The sequence below is a fragment of the Nitrospirillum amazonense genome, assembly GCF_029594735.1.
Taxonomy (GTDB): Bacteria; Pseudomonadota; Alphaproteobacteria; order Azospirillales; family Azospirillaceae; genus Nitrospirillum; species Nitrospirillum amazonense.
The window spans coordinates 1,191,296-1,204,273 of sequence record NZ_JARPAF010000002.1; the positions used below are offsets into that span (position 1 = coordinate 1,191,296).

Here is a 12,978-nt window from a genome sequence, read left to right on the forward strand (position 1 = left end):
TGCATGAAGTCCTGCCTGGTCGTCGATGACAGCCGCGTCGTCCGCAAGGTCGCGCGCAAGATCCTGGAAGAGCTGAACTTCACCTGTTCAGAAGCCGAGGATGGCAAGCAGGCGATGGAAGCGTGCGCGGCGTCCATGCCGGACGCCATCCTGCTGGACTGGAACATGCCGGTCATGACCGGCATCGAGTTCCTGCGGCGTCTGCGCAAGATGTCGGGGGGCCAGACGCCCAAGGTGGTGTTCTGCACCACCGAGAACGATCTGGCCCACATCCAGGAGGCGCTGTCGGCCGGGGCCAACGAGTACATCATGAAGCCCTTCGACAGCGAGATCATCCAAACCAAGTTCCAGCAGGTCGGGCTTCTCTGACGCCCGGGAACCATAAGATCATGAACGATATCCCCGGACGACCTCAGGCCGCGTCTTCGGCGGCCTCCACGACCGAGCCGTACCGGGTCATGGTCGTGGACGATTCGGCGGTCATCCGTGGCTTGCTGACGCGTACCCTTGAGGGTGACGGCACCATCCGTGTCGTCGCTTCCGTGGCCAACGGCCAGATGGCCATCAACACCCTGCAGCGTCAGACCCTGGACGTCATCGTCCTGGACATCGAGATGCCGGTGATGGATGGCCTGACGGCCCTGCCGCAGCTGATCGCCGCCGATCCGGCGGTCAAGGTCATCATGGCCTCGACCCTGACGGCCAAGAACGCCGACATCTCGCTGCGGGCCCTGCGCGCCGGTGCCTCAGACTATGTCACCAAGCCGTCCTCGACGCGGGAGCTGACGGGCGCGGAAAGCTTCAAGGCGGAGCTGGTCAGTAAGGTCCAGGCGCTGGGCGAGGCCGCCCGCCGGGCCGATCCGTCCAAGGGCGCGCCCTCACGGCCGCTGGCTCCACGCCCCGTCGTGGCACCCATTCCCGGCGCCGCGCCGGCGGCGGCTCCCGCCGGCACCGCGGCGCCCGCGGCACCGTCACCCATCCGCAGCCGCTTGCTGGACCACGGCCCGGTGGTGCTGCGGCCGGCGCCCGACATCCGGCCGGACATCATCGCCATCGGCAGTTCCACCGGCGGGCCGCAGGCCCTGTTCGAGGTGATGGCCAATTTCCGTGGCGGGCTGCAGCAGCCCATCGTGATCACCCAGCATATGCCGGCGACCTTCACGACCATCCTGGCCGAGCACATCACCCGCCAGTGCGGGATCGAGTGCGCGGAGGCCAAGGACGGGGAACCCATCGTCGGTGGCCGCGCCTATGTGGCGCCGGGCGACAACCACTTACTGCTGGTGTCGCGCAACGGCGTGACCACCGCGCAATTGACTAAGGATCCGCCGGAAAATTTCTGCCGGCCGGCGGTCGATCCGATGTTGCGCAGTATTGTTAAGATTTATGGGCGTAAGGTGTTGGCGGTCATCCTCACCGGCATGGGGCATGACGGTCGCGGCGGCTGCGACCAGGTGGTCCAGGCCGGGGGTATGGTTGTTGGCCAGGACGAGGCCAGCAGCGTGGTGTGGGGCATGCCGGGCGCCGTGGCAATGGCGGGCTTGTGCAGTTCCATCCTGCCCTTGAAGGAGATCGGTCCGTTTATCCGCAAGATCGCACTGAGGACGGCGGCATGAAGGTCGAAGACTTCGACATGTTCTGCACGATGCTGAAGCAGCGTTCGGGCTTGGTCCTGACCAAGGACAAGGCCTACCTGCTGGAATCGCGCCTCATGCCCGTAGCGCGGAAGTGGAACCTGAAAACGCTGGATGAGCTGGCGGCCACGGTTCGCGCCCGCAAGGACGAAAACCTGCTGAAGGACATCACGGAGGCGATGACGACCAACGAGTCGTCCTTCTTCCGCGACCAGAAGCCCTTCGACCAGTTCAAGCAGGTGGTTCTGCCGGCCCTGCTGGAAAGCCGGGCCGCCAAGAAATCCATCCGCATCTGGTCGGCCGCCTGCTCCAGCGGGCAGGAGGCCTACTCACTGGCCATGATGCTGTCGGAGGACAGCGTCCGCCTGAACGGCTGGCGCATCGAGATCGTGGGCACCGACCTGTCGTCGGAGATGGTGGAGAAGTCGCGCGCCGGCATCTACACCCAGTTCGAGGTGCAGCGCGGCCTGCCCATCACCATGCTGGTGAAGTATTTCAAGCAGACCGGCGACAAATGGCAGCTGTCGCCGCAGATCCGGCAGATGGCCACCTTCCGCGAATACAACCTGCTGACCGACCTGTCGCCCCTGGGCCAGTTCGACGTGGTGTTCTGCCGCAACGTGCTGATCTACTTCGACCAGCCGACCAAGACCAAGGTGCTGGAGGCCATCGCCAAGCAGATGCCGCCCGACGGCGTGCTGTACCTGGGCGGCGCCGAAACCGTCTTGGGCATCACCGACAGGTTCAAGCCCATGGAAGGCCAGCGCGGCCTGTACGTCCTGCCCTAAGGGCGGGGCCTGAGGGTCGGAGATATCGCTTCATGGCAGGGGCCGGCCCAGCGACGGGACCGGCCCTTTCCTTGATCGGGCTTTCGCGGGGGCCGCCTACATCCTGTGGGTAGTGACCCTGGCGGCCCGCTGTCTGCATACTGCATCCACCAACCCATGAAGCGGCCCGCGCAACCGGGACCGCGCGAATAAAGGGGACGCGAGGATGTGGGAAGAATTCAAGTCGTTCATCAGCCGGGGCAACGTCATCGACCTGGCTGTCGGCATCATCGTCGGTGCCGCCTTCACCGGCATCGTCAATTCGCTGGTCAATGACCTGATCATGCCCCCCATCGGCTATCTCATGGGCGGCATCGACTTCTCCAGCTATTTCCTGGCCTTGAACGGGGAGCATTACGCCAACCTGAAGGCGGCGCAGGACGCGGGTGCCGCCACCGTCAACTATGGCGTCTTCATCAACGTCGTCATCCGCTTCTTCATCGTCGCCGGCGCCGTGTTCCTGCTGGTGAAGCAAGTCAACCGCTTCCGCACCAAGGCGGTTTCCGCCCCGCCCCGGCAGGAGGTGCTGCTGGAGGAAATCCGCGACCTGCTGAAGGCCAGGAACTGACCCCGGGACTAACCCCGTGCCCCCGGGCGGCACTTATCCGAACAGCTTCGTATAGCCATCCATGAGGGTCATCCAGGTGGCGCTGCCGGCGATAGGCACCACGGCCACTTGGTTCAGGATGGCCAGCGGCAAGCCATAGGCATAGACGGGATGAGGCCGTCCCCGCGTCCGCCAGTCATGAACCAGGGCCACGACCAGCAGCAGGTCGGCAACCAGGCCGGGCGGGATTGCCACGAACGGCGGCGGGGGCGGGCCCTCCGCCGCCGCCCCGGGCGGTGCCAGAAGGGCCACGAAAACGCGGGCGATGGCCGGCTGCATCAGCAGGGCCATGAGCAGAATCATGAGCCGCTTGTGCACCTCCGGTCGTCGAGCCATCACGATGGCCAGCACGAAGACGGCGATGAACAGGGGCAGCGCCGTCAGCGAGACGGCGGCGAAGCGCTTGGCCGCGTCGCCGTACCCCAGCTGGGCGTACAGGTTCAGCACGGCGACTTGGCTGGCCAGGATGGTGCAGATCATCACGCTGAACAGGGCGATGCCGGCCAAGCCCCAGCTGCGGTGGTCGGGTGTCCGGCCCCGCGCCGCCAGCAGCGTCTGCGCGAAATAGAACAAGCACCAGGAAAACAGGACGAAGCCGTGGATATGGACGATGGCCGGCCGGTGAAAAGTGCCGCTGAGCACCGGCCGCCAATAGGTCGGGGTGAACCCGCCAAAGGCGATGGCCAGGAAGATGGCAGCCATGGCCACATAGAAAGTGTGCCGATTGGCCGTTGCGACAGGCCCAGAAGCGATCGCGGTTTCCATGGCGTCCCCCCGCCGTTGCCATACTGCCTCAATTATGCGTGGCAGCGGGGCGGAGGTCCAACTATCGCAGGTTTAAGCCCTAAATAGGTAGTCGGGGCGCCTGTTACCGGGTACACGCCTCCACAGCCGGGCCGGGGGTCTCGAACACGCCGTTCCAGGCGTCGCGCATCGCCGCGTCCACCTCGTGCAGGCTGACCAGGTGCCCCAGGGCGTGCATGGAGGTGACGCCGAACTGGGTGATGCCGCAGGGCACGATGCCGCCGAAGTGGCTGAGATCCGGATCCACATTCAGGGAAATGCCGTGGAAGGTGACCCCGCGGCGCACGCGCACGCCGATGGCGCCGATCTTGTCCTCCTGCCCCGGCAGCCCGCCATAGGGCTGCTTGTCCACCCAGATGCCCACCCGGCCGCAGCGCCGCTCGCCCTTGATGTTGAACAGGGCCAGGGTGCGGATGACCCATTCCTCCAGATTGGTGACATACCGGTGCACGTCGGGCCCGCGCCTCACCAGGTCCAGCATGACATAGGCCACGCGCTGGCCGGGACCGTGGTAGGTGTACTGCCCGCCGCGTCCGGTCTGGAACACGGGGAAGCGGCCATGGTCCAGCAGATCCTCCGCCTTGGCGCTGGTGCCGGCGGTGTACAGCGGCGGGTGTTCCAGCAGCCACACCAGTTCGGGCGCCGTGCCGGCGCGAATGGCGGCCACGCGCTCCTCCATGGCGGCCACCGCCTCGGGGTAGGGCACCGGCTGGTCGCTGATGCGCCATTCAGGGCCAACCAAAGAGGAAGAGGCGGGAAGGGCGTCGGTTTCGGTCAGGGGCAGGGACATCGCGGTTGCTTACCTGTCGTGCTAAGGCGGCTCCGGCGGGTGCGGCGCCGGGGTCTTTTCAGGGTCACGCCTTTATATAGTGTGTCCCGATCCCGATGGGGCCACACGAGGGCTTGCTATGGGATCGGCGATTTGCTATTCCCCCGTTCACCCGTTGGCAAGCCCTTGCCGACGAGGTTCTGACATGATGCGGTCATGGCGGAATTGGTAGACGCGCAGCGTTGAGGTCGCTGTGGGGCAACCCGTGGAAGTTCGAGTCTTCTTGACCGCACCATCACCTGAAAGGCCGGCCCCCTTGGGGTCGGCCTTTCGCGTTTCCGGATGGCCGCTTGCCGCCGGTTCCGCGCATGGCAGGTGGGCGCGCCGACGTCGAATGGCACCATAGTGCCCATGGCCTCTGGACAATGCCGGCCCCCCCGCCTTAAGCAGAAAGCAGACCGAACGGTTTACGACGCCCGTGGAAGCATCGGCGCACCGTGACGCCGCTCGCGACCCAGTCCCCCGCAGAAGAGACCGGCCCCATGTCCGACGAGTTTCGCGAAGCCGCCCTTGACTATCACCGGCTGCCGACGCCGGGTAAGATCGCCGTCACGCCGACCAAGCCCCTGGCGACACAGCGCGATCTGGCCCTGGCCTATTCGCCCGGCGTGGCCTTCGCCTGCGAGGCCATCGTGGCCGACCCGGCCGAGGCCAGCCAGATGACCTCGCGCGGCAACCTGGTGGCCGTCATCACCAACGGCACCGCCGTGCTGGGCCTGGGCGACATCGGTCCGCTGGCCGCCAAGCCGGTGATGGAGGGCAAGGGCGTCCTGTTCAAGAAGTTCGCCGGCATCGACGTCTTCGACATCGAGATCGACCAGAAGGATCCCGACAAGCTGGTCGAGGTCATCGCCGCACTGGAGCCGACCTTCGGCGGCATCAACCTTGAGGACATCAAGGCGCCGGAATGCTTCTACGTGGAAAGCAAGCTGCGCGAGCGCATGAAGATCCCGGTCTTCCATGACGACCAGCACGGCACCGCCATCATCGTCGCCGCCGCCATCACCAACGCGCTGAAGCTGCGCGGCCGCAAGATCGATGAGGTCAAGCTGGTGGCCAGCGGCGCCGGCGCCGCCGCGCTGGCCTGCCTGGACCTGCTGGTCGACATGGGCATGCCCGTGGACAACATCTGGGTCAGCGACATCAAGGGCGTGGTCTATGACGGCCGCACCGAGCTGATGGACCCGCGCAAGGCCCGCTACGCCAAGAAGACCAACGCCCGCACCCTGGACGACATCATCGACGGGGCCGATATCTTCCTGGGCCTGTCCGCCCCGCGCGTGCTGACCAAGCCCATGGTGTCCAAGATGGCGGGCCAGCCGGTCATCCTGGCGCTGGCCAACCCCACCCCGGAAATCATGCCGGAAGAGGCGCGCGAGGCGCAGCCTGACGCCATCATCGCCACCGGGCGCTCCGATTACCCTAACCAGGTCAACAACGTCCTCTGCTTCCCCTTCATCTTCCGCGGTGCCTTGGACGTGGGCGCCACCCAGATCAACGAGGCGATGAAGATCGCCGCGGTGGAGGCCATCGCCCGCCTGGCCATGGCGGAACAACATGATGTGGTGGCCGCCGCCTATGGCGACCAGCAGGCCGGTTTCGGCCCCGACAACATCATCCCCAAGCCCTTCGACCCGCGCCTGATCCTGGAGATCGCGCCGGCGGTGGCCAAGGCGGCCATGGACAGCGGTGTGGCCACCCGCCCCATCACCGATTTCGACGCCTACCGCGAGCGGCTGTCGCAGTTCGTCTTCCGCTCCGGCCTGCTGATGAAGCCGGTGTTCTCCCGCGCCAAGCAGGCGCCCAAGCGCCTGGTCTATTGCGAGGGCGAGGAGGAGCGGGTGCTGCGCGCCGTGCAGTTCGTGGTGGATGACGGCCTGGCCAAGCCCATCCTCATCGGCCGGCGTGAGGTGGTGGCGCGCCGTATCGAGAAGCTGGGCCTGCGCATCCAGTTGGACCGCGATGTCGAGCTGGTCGACCCGCAGAACGATCCGCGCTATGCCGACTACTGGCAGAGCTATCACGCCATCATGGAGCGCCGGGGCGTCAGCCCGGACCGCGCCCGCCAGGTGGTGCGCAACAACACCACCGTCATCGGCCTGATGATGGTGCGCAAGGGCGACGCCGACGCCATGATCGGCGGCACAGTCGGCCTCTATGATTGGCACCTGAAGCATGTGCTGGACGTCATCGGGCTGAAGCCGGGCACCACCATTCCCGCCGCCCTGTCGGTGCTGATCCTGCCCAAGGGGACCTTCTTCCTGGCCGACGCCTATGTGACGCCGGAACCCACGGCCGATCAGATCGCCGCCATGACGGCCCTGGCGGCGGAGGAGGTGCGGCGCTTCGGCGTGGTGCCCAAGGTGGCTCTGCTGTCGCACTCCAACTTCGGCAGCCACGGCGACGCCTCGGCCCTGACCATGCGGGCCGCCCTGGCCAAGATCGAGCAGCAGTGCCCGACGCTGGAGGTTGAGGGCGAGATGCATGCCGACAGCGCCATTTCCGAAGACATCCGCAATCGGGTGTTCCCCAACAGCCGCCTGAAGGGCATGGCCAATCTTCTGATCATGCCCAGCCGCGATGCCGCCAACATCGCCTTCAACCTGCTGAAGACCCTGGGCGAGGGACAGCCGGTGGGACCTGTGCTGCTGGGCGCCGCCCAGCCGGTGCACATCCTCACCCCCTCGGTCACCGTGCGTGGCATCGTCAACATGTCGGCCCTGGCCGTGGTCGATGCCCAGATGCATGAGGCGGGCGAGGACGCCTGATCCTGGCCCTCCGGGGCACCCCCTGGCTGACAGCGGTGAAGACCCGTCCCGGAGCGATCCGGGACGGGTCTTCGCTTTTCGGCGCAGGGCCCTTGCCTTGACAATAGCACGATCGTTCGTTTATTTTTCGCTCATGAGCAAGGGTGTCCGCACGCGCGCCGCCATCCTGGGTGAGGCCTTGAGCCTCATGAGTACGGATGGACTGTCAGGTCTCACCATCGGCCTGTTGGCGGAGCGTACCGGTCTGTCGAAAAGCGGGCTGTTCGCCCATTTCGGGTCCAAGGAACAGCTGCAGGTGGCGGTGTTGCAGGAGGCCCAGGCCTGCTTCACCACCCATGTCATCCGGCCGGTGCTGGACCTGCCGCGCGGCCTGCCGCGGCTGGAGGCTTTTGCCGAGGGCTGGTGGGCCTGGAACCGGTCACCCCCCTTTCCGGGCGGCTGTCCCATCCAGGCGGCCAGCCTGGAACTGGACGACCGGCCGGGACCGCTGCGGGATGAGATAGCCGGCGCCCAGCGCCGCTTGCGCGCCTTCATCCGGCAGGGGGCCGCCATGGCGGTGGCGGCGGGGCATTTCCGCCCCGGCCTCGACTGCACCCTGTTCGCGTTCCAGATGGTGGGTATCGCCTTCGCCCAGACCATGACCTGCCGCCTGCTGGGTGAGCCGGAGGGCCTGGATTTCGTCCGCCGTGCCTGGCGCGTCCAGGTGGACGGCGCCTTGGGCACCTCACAGAATCAAACGGGAGAGATGAACCATGTCGAGTGATCCGATTGTCATCGTCAGCGCCGCCCGCACCGCCATGGGCGGCATGATGGGCGACCTGTCCAGCCTGCCGGCCGCCCAGCTGGGTGCTGCTGCCGTGAAGGCGGCGGTGGAGCGCGCGGGCCTGGCGCCCGACGCCATCGATGAGGTGGTGATGGGCTGCGTGCTGCAGGCCGGCCAGGGCCAGGCGCCTGGCCGCCAGGCGGCGCTGGCAGCCGGCCTGCCGCAGTCCGTGCCGTGCAGCACCCTGAACAAGATGTGCGGCAGCGGCATGAAGGCGGCCATGGTGGCCCATGACCTGCTGGTGGCGGGCAGCGTCGATATCGCGTTGGCCGGTGGCATGGAAAGCATGTCCAACGCCCCCTATCTGCTGGATCGCGCCCGCGGCGGCTATCGCTACGGCCACGCCACCATCTATGACCACATGGCGCTGGACGGGCTGGAGGACGCCTACGACCGCGGCCGCGCCATGGGCACGTTCGCGGAGGACACGGCCAGCCACTACCAGTTCACCCGCGAGATGCAGGACGCCTACGCCATCGAAAGCCTGCGCCGGGCCAAGGCTGCGGTGGAAGGCGGCTGGTTCGACGGCGAGACGGTGGGCGTCACGGTGAAGGGCAAGGCCGGCGATGTCGTCATCAGCCGGGATGAGCAGCCGCTGAAGGGCAAGCCGGAGAAGATCCCCACGCTGAAGACCCCGTTCCGTAAGGACGGCACGGTGACGGCGGCCAGCAGTGCCAGCATCAGCGACGGTGCCGCCGCCCTGGTGCTGACCCGCGCCAGTGTGGCGGAGAAGCGCGGCCTCACGCCGCTGGCCCGCATCGTCGGCCATGCCAGCCACGCCCGCGCGCCCAACTGGTTCACCACCGCCCCCATCGGCGCCATCGAGACTCTGTTCGCCAAGACCGGCTGGTCCGCCCGCGATGTCGACCTGTTCGAGATCAACGAGGCCTTCGCCGTGGTGCCCATGGCCGCGATGCGGGAATTCGACATTCCCCACGAGAAGGTCAACGTCCATGGCGGCGCCTGCGCCCTGGGCCACCCCATCGGCGCTTCCGGCGCGCGGATCCTGGTGACCCTGCTGGCGGCACTACAGCGCTACGGCCAGACCCGGGGCGTGGCGTCCTTGTGCATCGGCGGCGGCGAAGCCACGGCCGTGGCCGTCGAACGTCTCAACTGACACCCATCCACGCTGGACCTGATCCGGCGAGTGGGCATACTGGCGGGCGGCCGTGCCGAGGGGTGCGGCCGCCCGAATAACATTGGGGGAGGGGACCTGTGATGGCAGCGCAGCCCTTGGACTTCTATTTCGACTTCGCCTCGCCCTACGGCTATTTCGCCGCCATGGCGATTGATGAACTAGCGGCCCGCCATGGCCGCGCCGTCGCCTGGCATCCCATCCTGCTGGGGGCGGTGTTCAAGAGCACGGGCGTCACGGCAACGGTGCTGCGCCCCTTGCAGGGTGATTACCTGCGGCATGACGTGATGCGCTCCGCCCGCTATTACGGCCTGCCGCTGGTGTGGCCACAGGTGATGCCGATCAATGCCGTGGCGTCCTCCCGCGCCTATTACTGGGCGGCCGCCCGGGATGTTGGCCTGGCGCGGAGCTTGGCGAAGGCGCTGTACCGCGCCCACTGGCAGGAGGGGCGGGACATTTCTGGGGTGGACGCGGTGGCGGATGTCGCCACCGGCATCGGCATGGATGCGGATAGCCTCAAGGCCGGCCTGCAGGAGCCGGCGGTGAAGGACGCGCTGCGCGCCGCCACCGACGCCGCCATGGCCCGGGGCGTCTTCGGCTCCCCCTTCATCTTCGTGGATGGGGAGGGGTTCTGGGGGGCGGACCGCCTGGTGCAGGTGGAACGCTGGCTGGCGCAGGGCGGCTGGTGATGACCGCGACCACCCCCCGCCCCGTTGCTCCCCGGCGGCGGCGCAAGCGCACCCTGGTGACGCCCATCGTCCTGACGGTGGGCCTGCTGGCCTTGATCTCGCTTACCATCCAGGGGGCGGATCCGGGCCTGATGCTGGCGCTCTTGGGGGCTGTGGTCGTGGTGGTGGGCACCTGCCACCTGCTGTTCCCCGGCAGCCGCTTCTTCACCATCGGCTTGGCAAACTTCGTCGGCATCTACGCCATCATCTTCGAGTTCTTCGTCGAGGCGCACTTCTCACAGTTGCCGCCCGGCTTGCTGGGGCTGGGCTTCGTCCTGCCACTGGCCGCGTTCCTGGCCGGCGTGGTGATTCGGCGCCAAGGCATTCGCGCCATCGTCCAGGCGCGGCCGGAGGGCAACGCCAGGCGGCGTGACCTGCGCCGCTTCGGCCGCGCTTTCGGCTGGGTGGTGCCGCTGGGTTTGGTGGGCGCGGCCACCTTCCTGCTGACCCCTGAAACGCCCCAGCCCGTGGTGCGCGACGCCTTCTTTGCCGCCATGGGCTTCATCGCCTTCATCGTGCTGCTGGTCAGCTACGATGTGGTGGTGCTCCTGCTGGAGACGGGCCTGCTGTTCGAGGAGTTTTTCGAGCAGGTGGCCGGCCTGGCGGAGCCGGCCTTCGCCTTCTTCACCTTCTACTCCCTGCTGGTGATCGTCTTCGCCGCCCTCTACACGGTGGTGGACCGCTTCTCCCCCGTCAGCCAGTTCATGATCGGCGGCGCGCCGCAGAAGATCGGATTTGCGGAGAGCCTTTACTTCTCCGTCGTGACCCTGTCGACCGTGGGCTATGGCGATATCGTGCCGGTGGGCAGCTTCATCCGCCTGATCGTGGCGGCCGAGGTCATCGTCGGCATGCTGCTGCTGTTGTTCGGATTCAACGCCATCTTCAGCTATTCCAGCAGCCGCCGGCCGCCCGACCGCTGACAACCGGGTTTGGGCCAGGGCGCGGCCGTTATCACGGAAGAAACATCACTGGTGCCGACGTCAAAAAAGTCTTAACGCTTCTCTGATAGGGGTGGGACCTGACAGCCGTGTGGGGCGGGAGCACATCGCTTCCGGGGCCACCTCAGCGCGGACCTAACTTGAGGGGCGGGATGCCGTGAGCCGGTCGATCGAGGGCGTCACCAACTGGATGCACCTATTCCGTTGGATCGTGAAGCTGATCCGCGACGACTACGGCGTCGACGAGAAAATCCTGACCCGCACCGCCGTGCTGGAGACCGACTGCGGTCTCAGCATCGAGCAGGTGGAAGAGGTGCTGGACACCGTCGCCGACAGCTTCGCCATCCGCTTCCCTCAGGGCACCCTGGATGAGGTGCTGAAACTCGAAGAGCTGTGCCTGCTGGCCGCGTGGCTGAAGGGCATGTTCAAGCGCCCGGAATTCATCTCCGATGGCTTCGAGGCCAAGTGCCGCGCCATGAACGCCTCGGTCGGGGCTTGATCTTATTCCCTCAAATGCCGGGCGCGGCCATCCCGCCGCTTGGCTTCCTCGCTTTCCAGTCCGCTGGCGCTCCCCGGAAATCTCCAGCGCCCACAGTCCCGGACTACAGCGGCATGACAAGGCTCATGCCGCTGATTGGGTTTTACCATGGCGTCCCTGTGACGGGCCGCCTTGACCCCCAGGCTTAAGCTCGTAGTCTCAACCCCCCGATAGACACCGGCCTTGTTGAGATCATGCCCCTTCATATGCTGCGCCTTGCCGTGGGCGCCCCCGACCTTGCCGACATGCGCGACTGGCGCAACCGCAACCAGATGGACTGGCACGGTCACCGGGTGGTTCCCACCTATACCCGCCGCATGCCCACGCGCACGGCGGAGCTGCTGGACGGCGGCTCCCTCTATTGGGTGGTGAAGGGCATCCTGTGCTGCCGCGCCCGTTTCGTCGGTTTCGATCTCATGCGCTCGCCCGAGGGGGATGAGGTCTGCCGCATGCTGCTGGATACCGAACTGGTGGAAACCGTGCCCCAGCCCAAGCGCCCCTTCCAGGGGTGGCGCTACCTGAAGCCGGAGGACGCGCCGCCCGATCTGGACCAGGCGGGCGGCGGCGGGCAGGACCTGCCGCCCCATATATTGGCGGAGCTGCGCCAGCTGGGTCTGGCCTAAGCCATTGCTTCTCCTGGCCGCCTGCGGGCTTTGGGCTGGTTTTCGAATAGGGGCTACGCCGCGTTTCGAAAAAAGTGAGGGTCAGGCGAAAAAAGCACGCCTGCGCTGGGTCCACGGCTTATCCGATTGTGGGTGAGCGTGGCTTTAACCGGCCCGCAGGAGCCGCCGTCGGCGCATCCCTTCTCCAGACCCTTTTGAACGGCACGAGGCTTGGCCTCGGTCCCGTGGGCTAGTAGCTCAGCTGGTTAGAGCGCGCGCTTGATAAGCGTGAGGTCGCAAGTTCAAATCTTGCCTGGCCCACCACTCTATCCCCAGCAACCGCCATCCAGTGACCGGAGGGATCGGGGGCGTAGCTCAGTTGGGAGAGCGCGTGCTTTGCAAGCATGAGGTCGTCGGTTCGATCCCGATCGCCTCCACCATCCGGCCTCAAGCTGGCGGGTGTTGAGGCTGGGTAGGCCAAAGGGTTCTGTCAAAGAGACGTTGTGTAGAGATTACAGGCGAGGCGCTGATGCGATCGCCTGTTGGTCTTCTCCGAGGAGAGGATCAGGGGTCTTGGACATTGTGAAGAGGGTCTAGTGTAACCGAGGAGCATTCCCGGTTCCGCGGGTTCCGTACGACGTACGGAGGAGCGGGATTGGCGAATGTACCTTCTGAAGTTTTGTTGGTGCGAACTGGCGATGGGCTTGTCCCTGCGCGAGGGAGCGCTGACGGTGTATCAAGTGAA

Annotated in this window: 13 protein-coding genes and 3 tRNA genes; 14 read left to right on the top strand and 2 right to left on the bottom strand. The window is 66.4% G+C overall.

What is annotated here, in order from left to right; all coding sequences use genetic code 11:
• Positions 1 to 3: 3 nt before the first annotated feature.
• The 4 genes from P5F91_RS11605 to mscL all read left to right on the top strand — a co-directional run bounded on the left by P5F91_RS11605 (position 4) and on the right by mscL (position 3,029).
• Positions 4 to 369 carry a response regulator gene (locus P5F91_RS11605; RefSeq protein WP_004272883.1) on the top strand — a complete coding sequence of 122 codons (366 nt, stop codon included), beginning with the start codon at positions 4 to 6 and terminating at the stop codon, positions 367 to 369.
• 20 nt (positions 370 to 389) lie between these two features.
• Positions 390 to 1,616, top strand: coding sequence for a protein-glutamate methylesterase/protein-glutamine glutaminase (locus tag P5F91_RS11610; RefSeq protein ID WP_145613941.1), 1,227 nt, complete (start codon positions 390 to 392; stop codon positions 1,614 to 1,616).
• On the top strand, positions 1,613 to 2,422 hold the full coding sequence (locus P5F91_RS11615; protein WP_145613940.1) for a CheR family methyltransferase: 810 nt from the start codon (positions 1,613 to 1,615) through the stop codon (positions 2,420 to 2,422). Before P5F91_RS11610 ends, P5F91_RS11615 begins: the two co-directional genes overlap by 4 nt.
• Before the next feature lie 205 nt (positions 2,423 to 2,627).
• The gene (gene mscL, locus P5F91_RS11620) at positions 2,628 to 3,029 is read left to right on the top strand and encodes a large conductance mechanosensitive channel protein MscL (protein WP_145613939.1); all 402 of its coding nucleotides are present in this window, start codon (positions 2,628 to 2,630) and stop codon (positions 3,027 to 3,029) included.
• Between the two features lie 33 nt (positions 3,030 to 3,062).
• Here mscL and P5F91_RS11625 read toward each other — a convergent pair whose 3' ends face one another.
• Both P5F91_RS11625 and lipB read right to left on the bottom strand, forming a co-directional pair.
• On the bottom strand, positions 3,063 to 3,770 hold the full coding sequence (locus P5F91_RS11625) for a hypothetical protein (RefSeq protein WP_277907230.1): 708 nt from the start codon (positions 3,768 to 3,770) through the stop codon (positions 3,063 to 3,065).
• A 166-nt stretch (positions 3,771 to 3,936) separates the two neighbouring features.
• Positions 3,937 to 4,662: a lipoyl(octanoyl) transferase LipB gene (lipB, locus tag P5F91_RS11630; protein ID WP_277907231.1), complete on the bottom strand. Its 726-nt coding sequence runs from the start codon at positions 4,660 to 4,662 to the stop codon at positions 3,937 to 3,939.
• 189 nt (positions 4,663 to 4,851) lie between these two features.
• Here lipB and P5F91_RS11635 point away from each other — a divergent pair.
• The 10 genes from P5F91_RS11635 (at position 4,852) to P5F91_RS11680 (ending at position 12,673) form a co-directional block, all read left to right on the top strand.
• Positions 4,852 to 4,936 (top strand) — tRNA-Leu (locus P5F91_RS11635).
• A 247-nt stretch (positions 4,937 to 5,183) separates the two neighbouring features.
• On the top strand, positions 5,184 to 7,469 hold the full coding sequence (locus P5F91_RS11640) for an NADP-dependent malic enzyme (protein WP_145613936.1): 2,286 nt from the start codon (positions 5,184 to 5,186) through the stop codon (positions 7,467 to 7,469).
• A 133-nt stretch (positions 7,470 to 7,602) separates the two neighbouring features.
• The gene (locus P5F91_RS11645; RefSeq protein WP_186455038.1) at positions 7,603 to 8,232 is read left to right on the top strand and encodes a TetR/AcrR family transcriptional regulator; all 630 of its coding nucleotides are present in this window, start codon (positions 7,603 to 7,605) and stop codon (positions 8,230 to 8,232) included.
• On the top strand, positions 8,222 to 9,409 hold the full coding sequence (locus tag P5F91_RS11650) for an acetyl-CoA C-acyltransferase (protein WP_145613934.1): 1,188 nt from the start codon (positions 8,222 to 8,224) through the stop codon (positions 9,407 to 9,409). Before P5F91_RS11645 ends, P5F91_RS11650 begins: the two co-directional genes overlap by 11 nt.
• 101 nt (positions 9,410 to 9,510) lie before the next feature.
• On the top strand, positions 9,511 to 10,116 hold the full coding sequence (locus P5F91_RS11655) for a 2-hydroxychromene-2-carboxylate isomerase (RefSeq protein WP_145613933.1): 606 nt from the start codon (positions 9,511 to 9,513) through the stop codon (positions 10,114 to 10,116).
• On the top strand, positions 10,116 to 11,075 hold the full coding sequence (locus tag P5F91_RS11660; protein WP_145613932.1) for an ion channel: 960 nt from the start codon (positions 10,116 to 10,118) through the stop codon (positions 11,073 to 11,075). Before P5F91_RS11655 ends, P5F91_RS11660 begins: the two co-directional genes overlap by 1 nt.
• Before the next feature lie 175 nt (positions 11,076 to 11,250).
• A complete protein-coding gene (locus P5F91_RS11665; protein WP_145613931.1) occupies positions 11,251 to 11,592 on the top strand; it encodes an acyl carrier protein in 342 nt (113 codons plus the stop codon).
• Between the two features lie 233 nt (positions 11,593 to 11,825).
• Positions 11,826 to 12,254, top strand: coding sequence for a DUF1489 family protein (locus P5F91_RS11670; RefSeq protein WP_040845399.1), 429 nt, complete (start codon positions 11,826 to 11,828; stop codon positions 12,252 to 12,254).
• 226 nt (positions 12,255 to 12,480) lie between these two features.
• Positions 12,481 to 12,557: transfer RNA gene (locus P5F91_RS11675), tRNA-Ile, on the top strand.
• Between the two features lie 40 nt (positions 12,558 to 12,597).
• A tRNA-Ala gene (locus tag P5F91_RS11680) sits at positions 12,598 to 12,673 on the top strand.
• Positions 12,674 to 12,978 lie beyond the last annotated feature (305 nt).